The organism is Paenibacillus sp. NPDC058071, from assembly GCF_042885235.1.
GTDB lineage: Bacteria > Bacillota > Bacilli > Paenibacillales > Paenibacillaceae > Pristimantibacillus.
The window spans coordinates 28,600-44,846 of record NZ_JBHVSK010000009.1; the positions used below are offsets into that span (position 1 = coordinate 28,600).

Here is a 16,247-nt window from a genome sequence, read left to right on the forward strand (position 1 = left end):
GGAAATATGAAAGGCTCTACGCATTTGGCCATTGGCCTTGCGATCGGCGCAGTGGCCGCGGTAACCTACCCGTTCAGTCCGATGAACGCAGCCGCTTACATGGCGGTAGCGGCGGTGTCCGCTTTAAGCCCTGATTTGGACGGTCCGAGCATGCTCAGCTCGAAGCTTACCAAGCTGTCCAAGCTGCTCTATGGTTTTCTGCAAGGAGGAGGCTGGGTGCTGACCGGAACGGCGGTCTATCTTTACGTCGCGGACGATTACTTTAATCTTCCGCTTTCCCTGCTTGCGGTATCGACCTTGCTGGCCGGACTTTTTGCGAAGCAAGGAGCGATCCGCAACGCGCTCGTGTCCATCGTCGGCGCCAGTCTGCTGTTCGGAGGCGTCAGTCTTGGTATGGAGTGGCTAATGGGGCTTGGCCTTTTCGTCGCTTGGGCGCCTTGGCTCAAGCACCGGGGAATGACGCATACGTTGTGGGCGGTTCTACTCTGGACCGCTATCGCATACGGACTGGAGCAACAACTGCAGATGCCCGGCATTATGAGGGTCGCCATGCTTGGCTATTTGTCGCACCTTATTGCGGATTCGCTTACGCCAAGCGGCGTGAAATGGTTTTATCCGCTTATAAAAAAATCGATCAAGCTGCCGTAGCTGCACAGAGGCCAATTGTCTGGCGTCTGGGCGTCACACAAAAAACGCTGCTGTCGACAGTCCGGTTCACAAAATCCGGACCGCCGGCGAGCAGCGTTTTTTATAAAGTTGCACAGAGCAAGACGCTCCGGCAGGCAGCAAAATTATTTTACAAAAACAATGCGATCGTCACGCAGGTCGATCGTTAAATCCTTCCCGTCTAAATACCAGGCGTCGTTCTCTTCCATATAGAAATGAATGCCCTCTTGCATAGTGCTGACGGCAGGATACCTGGCCGTGTCTTTCATGATGCCGAACGAGAAAGCGTCCTCGCCTCCGCCGCTGTAACGAACGAAAATCCGCACGCTGTCCTCCGCCTTGAATCCCCAATCTTCCTTAAACCGAGCTGTAGCCGCGGTCGTTACGTTCATTTTCATGCCAATCCCTCCTGCTTCTATACGGCCGTTTCCAGCCTTCTTTATATTTGCGGTTGTCTAGCTCTACAATTCGAGAATGGCAGCCTCGCTTCTGACGAGAAAGCGGGCATTGGGTCCCGCCTGGCTAATCCCTTTTGATATATAGTAGCGTCCGTACTCTCCCGAATGCAACCCTTTATAGATTCCTTTTGCAGGCAAATCGCCTTTCTTCACAAATCGGAACAGCCATGGAATATGAAACTGCATGCCGTGAAAATGACCTGCGAGCAGCAGGTCGTACCGTTTGCGCAATTTCAGGACGAGATTCGGATTATGGGTCAGTACAATGACAGGCTTCGCAGGATCGACCCCGCGATATGCCTTGCTAATATTGCTTTTACCGCTCCCCAAGTCGTCGATGCCGACAAGCTGAAATTCTCCGAGATCGACGCAGCGATTATTCAGCACCGTGACGCCTTCCTTTGTCAGCAAATCGTTCAGCCTTTTCAAATCGCTCGCAGGAAGCCGATGATCGTGATTGCCCAGCACAGCGTAAGTCCGCACGCCCGCTTCCCCGATTACGCGCATATAGTCTCTCGCCTTGGACAGCGCTTTGCTCTGTTGGGTGAAATCGCCAGTAATAAAAAGATAATCGGGCTTTTCCAGCTCGATCAGCCGTTTGACCTTCTCCGCGCTCACCCTTATTTTTTCCACATGCAGATCGCTTAAATGCAGCGCCTTGAAACCCAGTCCCGCATCAACGCGTATTCTTTCCGTCTTCAACCACTGCGTAGGCCAGATCAACAACAGATAAACCGCAGCCGCTATCAACGCCAGTAAGATGAAATAGATGATGTCAGCCGCCGCCTTCCCGCACTAATCGCGATTAATCGAAAAAAATATGACGCGCCTTCAGTCCTTGCTCTCCCGTCTGCAAAATGCCAAACGAATATTGCGGCTGTCGCCGCTTTGCCGTCGGGGAACCCGGATTGAACAGCAGCAGTCCGTTCTCCCTCTTCAGCAATGGAATATGCGAATGGCCGAACACGACTGCGTCGACCTCGTCCGGCGAGAACGCGAGAGACGCGTTGCGCAGTGCGGTTCTTTTCGGATTAGGCAAATGACCATGCGTCAGCCCGATCCTGAATCCGCCGCAACGGACGATTTTGGAGAAGCCCAGCCGCTTGGCCAGTTCGCCGCCGTCATTATTGCCCGCGACCCCCTCAACCGGCGCATACCGGGCAAGCTCGCGGTAAACCTCCTCCGACGTCCAGTCTCCGGCATGCAAAATGAGCTTGGCATCGGACAGCTCCGCTACGAGCCGCTTTGGAAGCGCCTTAGCGCTTCTAGGCATATGCGTATCGGCAACGACAACGATTTTCATCGGCATCCGCTCCTTTCCTGCATCTTCCTCTCTTCATCTTACATGGGCGGAGGCGCCTGATCAACAATGCAGGACCTGCGTATTTTTCGAACGCAGACTCATCTTGCTTCTAGGTTTGCCCGCGCACGTTTCTATGCACGAAATCGATCCACTCCCGGGCAGCGTAAGACAAGTAATGCTCAGCGTTCCAAATAAGCGATAACCGCCATCTGACGGTTTGCGGATATAGCGGAATAATGGCAAACCGATCTTGCCGCAGCATGCCGCACAGCTTCTCCGGCATAAGCGACACGCCGAGCCTTACCGCCACCATCTCGGCAATGAAATCCCACTGCCCGCTTTCGAACACCGTTTTTGGCTCAAACCCCGCTTCTCTGCATGCATCCTGAACGAGATGCCGAAGCCTGAAATCTTCCTTGAACATAATCATCGGCTCCTCCGCCAGCTCGCCAAGCTCAATTGTCTCGTGATTCGCCAAGCGATGGTCCGCAGCAATCACCGCCATCATTCGATCCTCCGCCACCTCATACCCGGCAAATGTCCGGTCCGGCTGCTCCGGCGTTAAAATAAATCCGACATCGAGCTCGCCTTCTTCGATTTGCGCTTCGACAACCCGGCTGCCATTTTCGATAAGCTCAAGTCTAATTTGCGGATAATGCAGACGAAAGCTTTCGATAATCGAAGCGACGTAATGAGCGCCGATCATCGGCGGAACGCCCAGCCTGATCGAGCCTTGACGAAGCTTCATTAGATCGCCCAGCTCATCCGCCATATGGTCGACCGACTTTAAAATTTGCTGTGAGGCTTGCACTATCGTTCGGCCGGCATCGGTCAATCGTATCGCTTTGGCCGAACGGTCGAACAACGTGCAGCCCAGCTCTTCTTCCAGCAGCCTAACCATTTTCGACAACGTCGGCTGGCTGACATGCAGCGCATCGGCCGCTTTCGTGAAGCTGCCGTGCTTGGCGACTGCCGTGAAGTACCTTAAATGACGGATATCCATGCGCTCCATTCTCCTTTCTATTAGTTATAGACAAAAGGAATGAAAACAATGCGAAATATGTATTTTACTCATAGTTCAAAAACGTTTAATATGGCTCATTATACTTCGAAAGGAGCAAACAGCATGACAATACAAGCTTACATGCAGCAATGGAGGCCCAGCGCCAAGCCCGCAAGCGATTCGCGGACGGAGAAAGCGTCGATCGTGCTGCCTCCTGACACGAACCAAAGCGGATTGCTTACCGGCGATCGGCTGACTGCGTACATGGATGAAATTGCTGAAAAAACAGCCTTCCGCCACTCCGGCCTGCCGGTATCGGCCTCGTCGGACGAACCCATTGATTGTCTAAATCCGATTCGTCTTGGCGACTCGTTCAGCATGACCGCTTTCGTAACCTGGACCAACCGCAGTACGATGGAAGTTTACGTTCGCAGCTTCACCGAGGATTGGCGAACGGGCAAGCAAACGTTATGTGCGGCTACCTTCCGTACATTCATCGCCATGGATGCCAACGGTAAGCCCGCCTTCGTTCCGCAGGTGCTTCCCGAGACCGAGGAAGAAATCACGTTGTTTAAAACAATCGACGCCCGCTTGGCTTCGCGCCGTCACAGCACAGAGGAAAACCTTCAAACGACCGATCTTGGCACCGTAGAAAATTTCAGCAACAATGACGCTTTTCCTGAAGAGACGGACGCCCCGATCCATTCCTCCGATGCGTACAGCGCTTATGCCGCTGCCTGGAGCAGTGAATGGTAACGATAGCGGCGGTCATCGCCCTTAAACCGTAAATCCTCCATCCGGCGGATATTTCCGCGGAACGGAGGATTTTTTATTTGCGGCCTCAGCGCGCTAATGATGCTGCAAATGCTGAAGCGTCTGGACGAATATTTCCTTCACATGGTCGTCGTCCAGCGAATAATAAACCGTTTTGCCGACTTTGCGCCGTTTCACGATCCTGACGTTACGCAAGTAACGGAGCTGATGCGATACTGCCGATTGCGCCATATCAAGAACGACGCACAGATCGTGCACGCAAAGCTCCTGTTCGAGCAGCGCGTAAATCATTTTTACCCGAGTCGGATCGCCTAGCGCTTTGAACAGCTCCGCGAGCTCCGCAGCCGTTCCTTCCTCGACCTGCGCCTTTTCGATTTTCGTTCGATCCGGCTCCGTGCCGGCACAATTGCCGTCGCATAATTCTTCCACTGCTTTATCGATGTCGGATCACCACCTTACGCTCTTCTCCGTTATTATAACAGAAAAGCCTTTGCATGTTCGAATCGGTGCAACCTCGGGGCGCATTGTTCCGTTCATAATAATAAGTGTCTTATAATGAGAAGCTATTAGTGAGAAAGGTGAGGGCTCATTTGAATAAAACAACCGCGCTCGCATCAATTGGCGCCGCCGCCATGCTGTTCGGTCTTCTTCTGCTTGCCGTACCGCAATGGTTTATTGGCGGGACGCGCGATGTGCCCGTTGAGCTCGTCGCCTTCGACGGCTTGTCTGATGAAGAGAAGGACCGGATCATCGCGTCGCCAAAGGACTCGGACATTCGGATTGTATCTGTTAATGGACCGCTCGTTTCGCTGCTTGGCGATACGCATGCTGGTAAAGAAGCTTATGAGGTTACATTTCATCATACGGAGACGGTGGGGACAGGACCGCTTGTCGTCTATGTCGACAAGGACGGAAAGACAGTTCTCGGCAAACAAACTGCAAACCCGATTCAATAAAAAAGACCGAGACGAAAAAGGCAACCGCGACCGCGATCACGCGCCTTTTTCGTTTCGGTCTTTTCGTTCCGGTCTTTTCGTTCCGGTCTTTTCGTTCCGGTCTTTCGTTTCGGTCTTTTCGTTACAGCCTTTTTCCATTGTGGCTTTTTTCGTTGTGACCTCTTTTGTTGTGGCCTCTTCTCCGTTTAGTTGCTGTTGCTGCGTTCTGCTGATCACCGTTAAGCTCAGAAGATGCAGCATTCGCCGCAGCCTCTTAACCCGGCAGCCTACACTCGCCGTGTCAGCTGCCGACCGAAACCAATTAGGCGCTCCCCGGCGACAGCCCTTCCGCCTTCAGCCCATGATGAATTTGCTGGAGCAGCATCTGCTTTTCTGCCCCTTCCAGAAAGGCCGCTTCGGCCCCGTTTGCAATAAGAACAGCGATATCCTCCATCGTCAAGCCGCAATGCTGCATCAGCATCGCGTATTCGAGCGTCATGTTGGTGCCTGATACCGTCATATTGTCCGTATTAGCCGTCACGACAATTCCTTCGTCTAAAAAGGCTTTGAGCGGGTAAGTGTCCCAGCCATTGACCGCCTTGGTCTGAATATTGCTGATGGGACATAACTCGAGCGGCGTTCCGCTCTTCCTGACAAGCTCGATCACCTCGTCGTCGCCAGCAATGCGCACGCCATGGCCGATGCGGCTCGCTCCGAGTCCTTCGATCGCTTCACGCACATGGGCGGCGCCTGCCGCTTCTCCGGCATGGATCGTAACCGGCATCCCGTATCGCCTCGCCGCCTCAAACAACGGGCGATGGCGCTCCGGCGGAAAAGCCGCTTCGTCGCCCGCCAGATCGACGGCGACCACGCCCCGCCCGAAGTAAGCATAGGCGGCTTCCAGCGCCTGCATATTGCGCTCGAACGAATCGCTTCTCATGCTGATTATGATCGCTCTCGCCGATATGCCGAATCGGCGCTCGCCTAACGCCAGCCCTTCCGTTACGCAGCGGACCGCTTCCGTGGGCGAAAGCCCTTCTCTTGTGTGCAGCATAGGAGCGAATCTGACTTCGACATGCAGGCATCGCTGCTCGGCCGCTTGCTGAACAACCTCGTAAGCTGTGCGCTTCAATGCTTCTCCTATCTGCAAAAAGGGCAGTACGAAATCGAATTTACTTAAATATTCGCGCAGACTGCCGCAGCTTTCTCCAATTTGCATCCATGGCGTCAAACCGCCGCCGACGTCGAGGGGAAGCTGTTTTCCTTGCTGCCGAGCTAGCTCGCGTACTGTTTCCGGCAATACGCTGCCGTCCAAATGCACATGCAAATCGACTTTTGGCAACCTTTTCAATTTAGCCCATATCTGTTCGTCCAACTTGGCCGCCCCCCTTCCTGTGCGTAAAGCCGCATGCCCGTTTGACCTGAAACGCCCTTGCACATTTAACTCTTTTAACCCTCTCGTTCAAGATCGTTTGCCTTCGTAGGCAAGCTCGTAAAGCAAAGCGGCCAACACGGATACGCCATCGGCCAGCTCCTCTGGCGACGTATATTCGTCCGGCGAATGGCTGACGCCCGCTTGGCTCGGAACGAACAGCAGCGCCGTCGGACATAACGAAGAGAACAGCTGCGCGTCGTGACCGGCGCCGCTGACCATTCTTCGGTTCGGCAGCGACAAATCCTGGGCAATGCGTTCCGCCATGCCGCTCAGCCCGGCATGCATAGGCGCAGGCTTCGCAGTCAGCCATGGCACGATTTGCAGCTCAAGTCCGCGCCATTGCGCCATTTCCTTGAATTTACTGAGCATCATTTCGCAAAAATCGGATAGCGTTGCTTCGTCAGCATGCCTGACGTCGACCGTAAAGCCGACGGAGCCGGGCACAACATTCGGCGCGTTCGGCGCGCAATCGATGCGCCCAGCAGTCGCAACAAGCAGTTCGCCGTACAGCAACGCGTCGGCTTCCAGCTGCAGAATCATTTCGGCCGCGCCGGCCAGCGCGTCGCGCCGCAGGCTCATCGGCGTCGTGCCGGCATGATTGCTTGCGCCCTGCACTTTTACTGCATATCGGCGCTGTCCAACAATCGTCTCCACGATGCCGATTCGTTTGCGCTGCTTCTCTAGGACAGGTCCTTGCTCAATATGAATTTCGACAAAGGCGCCGATATCGACTCGACATGCCGCGGGCTGCTCCGGACGTCCGAAACCGGCTGCCGCCATCGCTTCCGCCAAGCTGACGCCATCTCCGTCGAATACGGCCTCTCCATTGCTCCAATCGTAATTGCCGACCATATTGCCTGATCCCCAATACGTTAACGGAAACCGGCTGCCCTCTTCTTCGCAGAAAGAGACGACTTCTACCGTTTTGACAGGCTGTCCGTACGTTTCTTGCAAGTAAGTCACTGCGGCAATGCTTGCGGCAATCCCGTATGCGCCGTCGTACCGTCCGCCGAAGCGGACAGTATCGATATGAGAGCCAGTCAGGACGACCGGATCTCGCGAGGATGTTCCTTCCATGCGGCCGATCAAATTGCCTACGCGATCGAAATAGACATCAAGGCCGAGACCCTCCATCTTCTCAGCCAAATAGTGCTGAGCCTTCAGCCATTCCGGGGAATAAAGCAGCCGAGTAACGCCGCCGCCCTCCTCGGCGCCAAAGCGGGCTAATCCTTCCAGCAGTTCACACACAAAGGCCGCCGCATCCCGTTTCATTGGCGCTCGCATGCCGTCAGCTCCCTTCCTTGTCCTTTGGCACCCTCTTTTTTTTGAAGAGTCGCACGAATTGGATTCGATCTGCTAGCTGCTAGCTTCCGCGATAAGTACTGTAGCCTCCCGGCGCGACCAGCAGTGGAATATGATAATGCTCACCGCCGCTGCCGACTCGGAAACGAATCGGTATGCGCTCGAAAAATAGCTCTGAACAGTCCTGCCCTTTCCCTTCGCCGCGAAAATATTCGCCGATGTCAAAAACTAGCTCGTATTCTCCCGGAATCAACGCCTCACCTTCGGCAATCGGCGCATCCAGCCGTCCGTCGCCGTTCGTAACCGATGCAGCTTGCAGCGTCGCGCCCAACTCCATGCTCTCCGGCAGCCGCCAAAGCTCGATCGTTACGCCGACGGCCGGCTTTCCGGAGCTTAAGCTCAACACATGCGTCGTAATTCTTCCCCCCATCGCCCTGCTCTCCTCTCCATGACAGACAGCCGCTAATCCACTACTAAATCGCTGATCCGGAAACCGGTAATCCGGCTGATCTGCCGCAGCGCCTCAGCAATTTCCTCTTCGCGCTCTTGGCCGATTCGCTGCTCGAGCGATAACCAAATATCATTTTTGCCCTTGCCGCGAACGGCGTAGATGAATGGAAAGCCGAATCTCTCCGTATACCTCCTGTTCGCTTCGGCAAAGCGCTCGAACTCGTCCGGGGATAGCTGATCCAGACCGGCGCCATGCTGCTCCTTCGTGGAATATTCGGCCATGCTTATGCGAGTCCCCAAATCGGGGTGCTGCCGAAGAAATGCTACAATCTTTTCCGGATCTGAATGGCGTACCGTTTCGATCATCGCTTCATGCAGCTCTTCGCGGGTTGCAAACGGTCTTTTCGGCCAAGTTTGATTAGCTACCCAAGGGGAATGTTCGAAAATGGCGCCGAGCGCCTCTGTAAATTCATTCTGGTTCATCTCGTTCAGTTCGATTAGCTTCAAGTTCAGCCTTCCTCCATTCAATTGCTTGTTTTACCGCTCGTTTAATGCCTCCATAACCGGTGCAGCGGCATATATTGCCCGATAGCGCTTCCTCGATTTGCTCGTCGGTCGGACTCGGATTTCCGTCCAGCAAGCCCTTTACCGACAGAATCATTCCCGGCGTACAGTATCCGCATTGGTAACCGCCTTCCAGCAGAAACGCTCTTTGTATCGCGTCTGTCCCCTCTTCGCTTTGCGGAGCGACGCCTTCAATCGTCGTAATCTGCTTCCCTTCGCATTGATAAGCCATCAGCAAACAGGAATTGACTGGAACGCCGTCGAGAAGCACCATGCAGGCGCCGCATCTGCCGATTTCGCACGAACGCTTTGTTCCGGTCAGCCCTAAATCCTCCCGCAAAATCAAGAGCAGCCGCTTCGAGGGCGCTGCCGTCAACTCGACCGGAATAGTATTAATTTCGCAATAAATCGGAGCTTTTGCAACCTGCGCCGCTGCGGCCCCTTGCTTCTCATTCCTATGCATCACTTTCACCCGCCTGTATCAGAAGTGCCGCCGCGTCTTCCGCTTGCAGCTGTCCCGGATCGACGGGCAGCTTCGATACTCTGACGCCAGTCGCTTCGAAGATAGCGGCTGCGATGGCGGGCGCCACTGTAACCGACCCTACTTCGCCGATTCCGCGCGGACCATAGCCGTCGCCGTCAGGAAGCTCCTCAATCGCCCGAACCTGTATACTTCCCCGATGCTCCGCAATGGTCGGCACCAAGTAAGTATCGAGGTTCTTCGTCACATATTGCCCGCGATCCATTCTGGCGTCCTCAGACAGCGCAAACCCGATGGCCATGCTGCTGCCGCCCTCGATTTGTCCAAGATAACCTTGCGGATTGACGATGGGCCCTGCTGCGACCGCATGGAACTGATCCAATACGGCGACTCTGCCGGTCAGCAGGTTGACGCTTAATTTTACAGCAACGGCTGAATAGGTGTACAAAAAGTGTGCACCGACCTTATCAAACGGGGAAGTCGGAAAATGGAACCGGGTCGAACAACTGATCATCTCGTCGCTTGCGGACGCAAGCTCCGCATAATCGATAACCAGCTCCGGCTCAAGCTTGCGCCAAACCCCTCCTCCGCCAAGCCTCAGATGCTCTTTGGGAACACCCGTCAGGCGCTCGGCCGCCGTCAGCATCGCATCCTCGAATGGCGGGCGCAAATGCTGCAGCGTTTTCCACATCATGCTGGTTGCCCGCGAAGCGGTTGTCGACCCACTGTCCGGAACGATATCGGTGTCGCCAATACGGATCAAGATGTCGGACTCCGCCAAATGAAATTGCTCCATCAGCATTTGCGTCAGCGACGCAATTAAACCTTGGCCAAACTCCTCATAGCCGAAAACGGCTTCGATTCGTCCATCCGCGTTCAGTGTGAGACGACCGCCTGCCGGATCCGGGATGCCGACGCCAAGACCGGCGCCATGCATCGTAAACGCCGCACCGACGCCGGTTTTGATCCATGGTTCAACGCCACCAGATTCGTCAGACGAATTGCGGTTCTGCCATAGACCGCTTGCCGCCAACGCCTCCCAAACTTGCTTCGCCCCTTCCGTCGCCGCTATTTTCTGGCCGAACGGCCCCGGATCATCCGGCTCCCGCAGATTGCGAAGGCGCAGCTCCCATGGATCGATGCCGAGCTTTTCCGCCAGCCGGTCGATTTGGCCTTCCAGAGCGAATATAGCCTGGTTGCCTCCGAACCCGCGAAACTCTCCCGCCATTCCGTTATTCGTAAAGACAGATATTCCTTCCACTTTCACATGTCCGTACCGATATGGACCAATTGCATGCTCGACAGCAAAGTTAAGCACCTCGGCGCCGAGCGTAGCGTACGGTCCCGTATCTGCAAGGATGCGCACTTCGTGCGCGATCAGCCTTCCGTTCGTATCCGTTCCGGTTCTCATCGCAATTTTCATCGGGTGACGTTTCAGCCCGGCCCGCACCGATTCCCATCTGGAATGATGAATGTGGACGGGACGTTTCGTGCGCAGTGCGAGCAGCGCGCCATACGGCTGAACGTTCAGCTCATCTTTACCGCCAAACGATCCTCCGATCGGGCTGGAAACGACGCGAATATCCGTCTCCGGCCAATCCAGAATTCGTGCTAATTGCATCCGGTCCATTAAACCGTGCTGCGTCGGCGCGTATACCGTCAAGCGGCCGTCGGCCTCCGGGACGAACAAGCCGCCCTCTGTCTCCATGTAGGTATGCATCTGTCTGGGCGTTTCATAGGTTTCCTCCACAATATAAGCGCAAGAGTCGAACGCCTGCCGCACATCGCCGGCATTGTGATTATTGCGATGCAGCACATTCCCTTGAGAATGCAACTGCGGCGCATCGTGCTGCAGCGAGCGTTCGGGATCGTCGACGATTTCCAGCAGCTCGAAATCGACCTCGATCAGGCCAAGCGCGAGCTCCGCCAGCTCGGCGGTAGCTGCCGCGACGGCGGCTACCGCATCGCCTACATATCGGACGCGGTCCTCGCAAAAGACCGGCTGATCGGGATGAGCAATGCCGAACCGGTTCAGCCCAGGCACATCCTTGCTCGTCAATACCGCGGCCACGCCTTCCAAAGATTCCGCCTTATCGGTTCGTATGGCTAAAATTTTCGCATGGGGATGCGGGCTGCGCAAGACGCGTCCGTATAACATGCCCGGCAGCGACATATCGGTCAAATAGACGAGAGCGCCTTTCACTTTATCCGGCCCATCCGGCCGTATTCGCCATCTGGTGCCGCTATTCTCGCGGTTAAGCAGCATGCCGATCCCCTACCCTTCCTTATTAAATGAACCGGACGCTTTCCACAGCTCGGATACAATCAGATTAGCTGCTGCTCGTCTGCGATATTCAGCCGATACGAGCGAATCGCCGACCGGTTCGAACGTTTTGTTCACAATGCGGCTCACATCGGCCAACAGTTGCCTGGAAGACGCTTGCCTGCCGTCTGCCGTCAGCTCCGCTTCCGTCAATCGGCGAGGCGCCGTTTGCCCGCCTCCCGCCGCAATGTGCACTTGCCTCCAGCATCCATCCTCGTCCAAGTAACCGCTCATGGCAACAGTCACGACGGACGGGGTAAAAGCCTCGCGCCGGCCAACTTTATGATAAGCGACTATTCGCTTTGCATTCGATAATGGAGGCTGCTTCGGCAGCGTTATGCCGAGCAGCAGCCGATCTTTCTGGTCCGCTCTCATAGAGGCCGTCTCCAGCCAATCGGCCAGCGTCTCGACCGTTTCAGCTTCGCCCTCCTGCCAATGCAGCATCGTTTCGTACACAAGCAAAGCAGCCAATGAATCTCCGACCGCCGACAGCACATTCCCGCCAATCGTCCCTAATTGCCGAATAGACGGTGCAGCAATCGCGTGCGCCGCTTCCGTAACTAGCGGATAACGCATTTGCAGCAGCGAATGGCTGCGGCACAGCGCCAAGTTAGCCACAGCGCCGATGCGGATTTCCCCGCCCTCCTCCTCCCGAATGTCTTGCAAGGTGGCGATACCGCTCAAATCGATGATACGCCGAGGGAGAGCGACGAGGCCGGACTCCCACTGCGTTCGCAGCAGCGTTCCGCCTGCGACGTAGGCCGCGGAGTCTCCGAAATACCGCTTGAGCTTCCAGGCTTCTGCCGCATCTTTCGGCTGGAGTACCTCGGGATAGACGGTTACAGGTTGCACAGGAGCAGCCACAGCAATCCCTCCTTTATAAACCTTCTATTCAGCGTCAAGCCTTCGTGGCCGCAAATCGACATTCAATTAAAAGCGCTGTTCCCGGATATATGGGCTGCCGAGCGCTTCAGGCGCTCCGGAAGGCTTATTGCGATTACGCCAGCCGAGGAACATCAGTACAAGAATAGTGACGATATAAGGAATCATTTTTAAGAAATAGGGAGGAATCTCGCTGCCGATCAGCTGAATGCGGAAGCCTAGCGTATCGAGTGCTCCGAAGAAGTAGGCGCAGAACAAAGCCCGCACCGGATTCCACCTCGCAAAAATAATGAGCGCCACGGCAATCCAGCCTCTGCCGGACGTCATGCCTTCCGTCCAAGTCGGCGTGTAGACGAGCAGAAGATCAGCGCCGGCCAATCCGATCAGCATCGAGCCTACCCCGACATACAAATAGCGGAAATGCTGTACCCGAATGCCCATGACGTCCGCCGTTGGCGGATTGTCGCCGATTGCCCGCAAATGAAGCCCCAGCGACGTACGGTGAATGTACAGATGCATAGCAACGACCAGCAGCAGGCTAAGCCACGTCAGCATATCGAGATGGGCAAAGATCGGTCCGAGCACAGGCACCGGCTCCAGCCATGGCATATCGAGCTTCGGCACGGCGCCGTTTACCGGCTGTCCCGTAATAGGCTTGCCCAGATAAGCGCTAAGCCCGGTACCAAACAACGTCAGAGCAAGCCCGCTGACAATTTGATTAGCTCTCAGCGTTACGCATAATAACGCGTGCAGCAGTCCGAGCGCCGCCGTTGCCACACAAGCGGCTGCCAGCGTTAGGCCAAGGCTGCCCGTATTCAAATAGGTCATGCAGGCGATCACCGCGCCCATCAGCATCAAGCCTTCCGCGCCCAACTGAATAATGCCTGAGCGCTCAATCAGAATGCCGCCTAACGTTGCGAACAGGAGCGGCGTGCCCGATGATACGGCGGCGACCAGTAATTGTACGATAAAGTCCATCTTAGCCCGCCCCTTCTAACCGTTTCTCCGAATTCGGAATTTGCCAGCCATATTGCCCGCGATCAGGAAAAACAGAATCGCACCTTGAATCATCGAGGAGGTCGACGAAGGCAATCCGATCGTTTGCACGCTGTAGCCGCCGACAATTAATCCGCCGAACAAAAACGCGGAGACGATCAGTCCGAACGGGTTCAGCTTGGCGATCCATGCAACGATTATCGCTGTATAGCCGTACCCAGGGGAAATGCCGTACATAAGCCGATGCGTCACGCCGGACACTTCGCTCATCCCGGCTAGACCGGCCATCGCGCCGCTAATTATCATAACGATCAGGATGTGCTTGTTGATCGGAATGCCCGCGTTCCTCGCCGCTTCCGGATTGGCCCCGATCAGTCTCAGCTCGTAGCCCCATTTGGTATAGCGGATCAGGAAAGCGTACAGCAAGACGCCGGCAAGAGCGAACACAAGGCCGAAATGCAGCCTCGTATCACCGAATACGGGGAGGGATTGCTCTGCCGTAAACATCGGCGAGCCGGGGAAATTCATCCCTTTCGGATCTTTCCACGGTCCGAACACAAAATAGTTGAGCAGCAGCAGAGCCACGTAATTAAGCATCAGCGACGTAATCAGCTCGTTTACTTGAAAATAGGTGCGCGGAATCGCTGTCAGCAAGCCCCATAGCCCGCCGCCCACGATGCCGAAGAGCACCATGACGGGAATCGTTAAATAAGGCGGCATATCGGGAAAATAAACGGCGACCGCCGTTGCAGCCATCGCGCCCGCCGCAAACTGCCCCTCCGCCCCGATATTCCAGACCGAAATCCGGTAGGCGATCGCAACGCCGATGCCGCAAAGCAGCAGCGGTATCGCTTTGACTAACGTTTCCGTCAGGCCGAAAGAAGTGCCGAACGCGCCGGTGAACATTTTGGCATATACCGTAACCGGATTCATCCCGTTTGCAGCGATAAAAACACCGCAAAACAGCAAAGCCAGCAGTACGGAAACGATGGTCATCCACCACGGACTTTCCTTCCGCGAAGGGTCCAGCTCAATGCGAAACGGGAGAGTTCGCTTGCTTGCTGCCGTTTTTTCCGCCGTTATAGGCGGTGTTGCCGAATGGTCGCTCATACCGCCCGCTCCTCTCCGCCGTCGCGAATGCCTGCCATATACATGCCGATCCGCTCGCGATTCGCTTCCCCTCTCGCCAAATCGGCAGTAATTTGCCCGTTGTAAATGACGAGGACACGGTCGGACAGCTGCATAATTTCGTCCAAATCCTCGGAAATGAGCAAAATGCTTTTCCCTTCGCTGCGCATAGCCGTCAGCAGTCGCTGTACGCCATCTGTCGCACCGACATCAAGCCCTTGCGTCGGGTGAACCGCAATCATGAGCCGCGGGTCCTGCTCAATTTCTCTTGCAAATAAAAGCTTTTGCTGGTTGCCGCCTGACAGCTGCCGGACAGGAGTGTCCAAGCCTGGCGTTTTAACATCGAATTGTTCAACCAGCCGCTCCGACCAAGACTTGTTAGCACCGGTCCGTAGAAAGCCGAAACGCGCTCTTTCCTGCGTACGGTACGATTTGAATAATAAATTGTCGACGATGCCAAGGCTGCCGGCGAGGCCGCTCTTCATCCGATTTTCCGGTACATGGGAAATGCCTGCCTCGATGGCGCCGCGTACGGAGCCGTTCTTTAGTTCCTCACTGCCGAATCGTATCGTTCCGCTTCGCCAAGCCCGCAAGCCCGCCAGCGCCTCGGCCAACTCCTTCTGTCCATTGCCAGCTACGCCCGCTATACCGACGATCTCGCCTTCCCTTACTTGAAAACAAAGTCCGTCCAGCGCCTTTCGCCCATGATCGGCGTAGACGTCCAGCCGCTCGACCACAAGCAGCGGCTTGCCGGGCGAACGGCTTTCCAGCGGCTTGACTTGCGCTGGTTCTTTGCCGACCATCAGCCTTGCCAATTCACGCTCGTTCGTGGATGATGTCTCCAGCGTATGCATCATTTTTCCTTTGCGCATGACGGAGATGCGATCCGAAACGGCCATAACCTCCTTCAATTTATGGGTCGTAATGATGACCGTCTTGCCTTGCTCCTTCATGTGGCGCAGCGTCTCGAACAGCTGCTCCGCTTCACCGGGGGTAAGGACGGAGGTCGGTTCGTCCAAAATGATCAAATCCGCGCCGCGATACAGCGTCTTAACGATTTCCACACGCTGCTGCTCGCCTACCGATAGCTGCCAGATCGGGCGATTAATCGGGAAAGGCAGTCCGTACCGCTCCGCAATCGCTGCGATTTCTTCTTGCTTTTTCTTCATCCAACCGGGTCCGCGCCAGAACGACGATTTCTCGCCAAGTACAATATTTTCGGCCGCGGTCAAATTTTGTACAAGCCGAAAGTTTTGAAATACCATGCCAATGCCCAGTTTCATGGCATCCTTCGGAGAACGGATGTGCGCCGGCCGACCGTGAATATAAATCTCACCGCTCGTCGGCCTGTAGACACCGGACAGCATACACATCATCGTGCTTTTGCCGGCTCCATTCTCGCCAAGAAGCGCATGAATTTCACCGGGCTTTGCCCGAAAATCGACGCGGTCGTTGGCTGTTACCGTCCCAAACCGTTTGACGATCCGATCCATAACAACGGAATAAATTTCGCTCACTTGCCACCCCTCCCATCCGTTCCTGGCCAT

The 16,247-nt window shown here is 55.4% G+C and carries 18 protein-coding genes; 3 read left to right on the plus strand and 15 right to left on the minus strand.

All coding sequences use genetic code 11. The annotated features are described in order from the left end of the window. Positions 1-6 precede the first annotated feature (6 nt). The gene (locus ACFVTB_RS15915; RefSeq protein ID WP_387750864.1) at positions 7-648 is read left to right on the plus strand and encodes a metal-dependent hydrolase; all 642 of its coding nucleotides are present in this window, start codon (positions 7-9) and stop codon (positions 646-648) included. Between the two features lie 143 nt (positions 649-791). Here the strand turns inward: ACFVTB_RS15915 and ACFVTB_RS15920 are convergent, their stop codons facing one another. The 4 genes from ACFVTB_RS15920 to ACFVTB_RS15935 all read right to left on the minus strand — a co-directional run bounded on the left by ACFVTB_RS15920 (position 792) and on the right by ACFVTB_RS15935 (position 3,430). Continuing rightward, positions 792-1,064 (minus strand): HesB/YadR/YfhF family protein, encoded by a 273-nt coding sequence (locus ACFVTB_RS15920; RefSeq protein WP_387750867.1) that lies wholly within the window; start codon positions 1,062-1,064, stop codon positions 792-794. A 63-nt stretch (positions 1,065-1,127) separates the two neighbouring features. After that, entirely contained in the window at positions 1,128-1,847 is a 720-nt protein-coding gene (locus ACFVTB_RS15925) for a metallophosphoesterase (RefSeq protein WP_387750870.1), read from the minus strand. 82 nt (positions 1,848-1,929) lie between these two features. Then, entirely contained in the window at positions 1,930-2,427 is a 498-nt protein-coding gene (locus ACFVTB_RS15930; RefSeq protein WP_387750873.1) for a metallophosphoesterase family protein, read from the minus strand. Positions 2,428-2,536: 109 nt separating this feature from the next. Next, positions 2,537-3,430 carry a LysR family transcriptional regulator gene (locus ACFVTB_RS15935; protein WP_387750876.1) on the minus strand — a complete coding sequence of 298 codons (894 nt, stop codon included), beginning with the start codon at positions 3,428-3,430 and terminating at the stop codon, positions 2,537-2,539. 123 nt (positions 3,431-3,553) lie between these two features. On the opposite strand from ACFVTB_RS15935, the gene ACFVTB_RS15940 reads away from it, so the two are divergent. Next, entirely contained in the window at positions 3,554-4,186 is a 633-nt protein-coding gene (locus tag ACFVTB_RS15940; protein ID WP_387750879.1) for an acyl-CoA thioesterase, read from the plus strand. Between the two features lie 93 nt (positions 4,187-4,279). Here ACFVTB_RS15940 and ACFVTB_RS15945 read toward each other — a convergent pair whose 3' ends face one another. Then, complete coding sequence (locus ACFVTB_RS15945) at positions 4,280-4,645, minus strand: ArsR/SmtB family transcription factor (protein ID WP_387751413.1); 366 nt, start codon at positions 4,643-4,645, stop codon at positions 4,280-4,282. A gap of 149 nt (positions 4,646-4,794) precedes the next feature. Here ACFVTB_RS15945 and ACFVTB_RS15950 point away from each other — a divergent pair, with 149 nt between their 5' ends. Next, positions 4,795-5,160 carry a hypothetical protein gene (locus tag ACFVTB_RS15950; protein WP_387750882.1) on the plus strand — a complete coding sequence of 122 codons (366 nt, stop codon included), beginning with the start codon at positions 4,795-4,797 and terminating at the stop codon, positions 5,158-5,160. 301 nt (positions 5,161-5,461) lie between these two features. Here ACFVTB_RS15950 and add read toward each other — a convergent pair whose 3' ends face one another. From add to ACFVTB_RS16000, 10 genes are all read right to left on the minus strand, one after another. Beyond that, complete coding sequence (add, locus tag ACFVTB_RS15955) at positions 5,462-6,514, minus strand: adenosine deaminase (RefSeq protein WP_387750885.1); 1,053 nt, start codon at positions 6,512-6,514, stop codon at positions 5,462-5,464. Positions 6,515-6,601: 87 nt separating this feature from the next. Then, positions 6,602-7,858, minus strand: coding sequence for an allantoate deiminase (gene allC, locus ACFVTB_RS15960; protein WP_387750887.1), 1,257 nt, complete (start codon positions 7,856-7,858; stop codon positions 6,602-6,604). A gap of 79 nt (positions 7,859-7,937) precedes the next feature. After that, positions 7,938-8,306 carry a hydroxyisourate hydrolase gene (gene uraH, locus ACFVTB_RS15965; RefSeq protein ID WP_387750890.1) on the minus strand — a complete coding sequence of 123 codons (369 nt, stop codon included), beginning with the start codon at positions 8,304-8,306 and terminating at the stop codon, positions 7,938-7,940. A gap of 32 nt (positions 8,307-8,338) precedes the next feature. Beyond that, positions 8,339-8,833: a 2-oxo-4-hydroxy-4-carboxy-5-ureidoimidazoline decarboxylase gene (uraD, locus tag ACFVTB_RS15970; RefSeq protein ID WP_387750892.1), complete on the minus strand. Its 495-nt coding sequence runs from the start codon at positions 8,831-8,833 to the stop codon at positions 8,339-8,341. After that, positions 8,796-9,353, minus strand: coding sequence for a (2Fe-2S)-binding protein (locus ACFVTB_RS15975; protein ID WP_387750895.1), 558 nt, complete (start codon positions 9,351-9,353; stop codon positions 8,796-8,798). Before ACFVTB_RS15975 ends, uraD begins: the two co-directional genes overlap by 38 nt. Continuing rightward, the gene (gene pucD / locus ACFVTB_RS15980) at positions 9,346-11,637 is read right to left on the minus strand and encodes a xanthine dehydrogenase subunit D (protein WP_387750898.1); all 2,292 of its coding nucleotides are present in this window, start codon (positions 11,635-11,637) and stop codon (positions 9,346-9,348) included. Before pucD ends, ACFVTB_RS15975 begins: the two co-directional genes overlap by 8 nt. 9 nt (positions 11,638-11,646) lie before the next feature. After that, on the minus strand, positions 11,647-12,558 hold the full coding sequence (locus ACFVTB_RS15985) for an FAD binding domain-containing protein (protein WP_387750900.1): 912 nt from the start codon (positions 12,556-12,558) through the stop codon (positions 11,647-11,649). A gap of 66 nt (positions 12,559-12,624) precedes the next feature. Next, positions 12,625-13,554: an ABC transporter permease gene (locus ACFVTB_RS15990; RefSeq protein WP_387750902.1), complete on the minus strand. Its 930-nt coding sequence runs from the start codon at positions 13,552-13,554 to the stop codon at positions 12,625-12,627. Positions 13,555-13,569: 15 nt separating this feature from the next. After that, positions 13,570-14,682 (minus strand): ABC transporter permease, encoded by a 1,113-nt coding sequence (locus ACFVTB_RS15995; protein ID WP_387750905.1) that lies wholly within the window; start codon positions 14,680-14,682, stop codon positions 13,570-13,572. Next, complete coding sequence (locus tag ACFVTB_RS16000; protein WP_387750908.1) at positions 14,679-16,247, minus strand: ABC transporter ATP-binding protein; 1,569 nt, start codon at positions 16,245-16,247, stop codon at positions 14,679-14,681. Before ACFVTB_RS16000 ends, ACFVTB_RS15995 begins: the two co-directional genes overlap by 4 nt.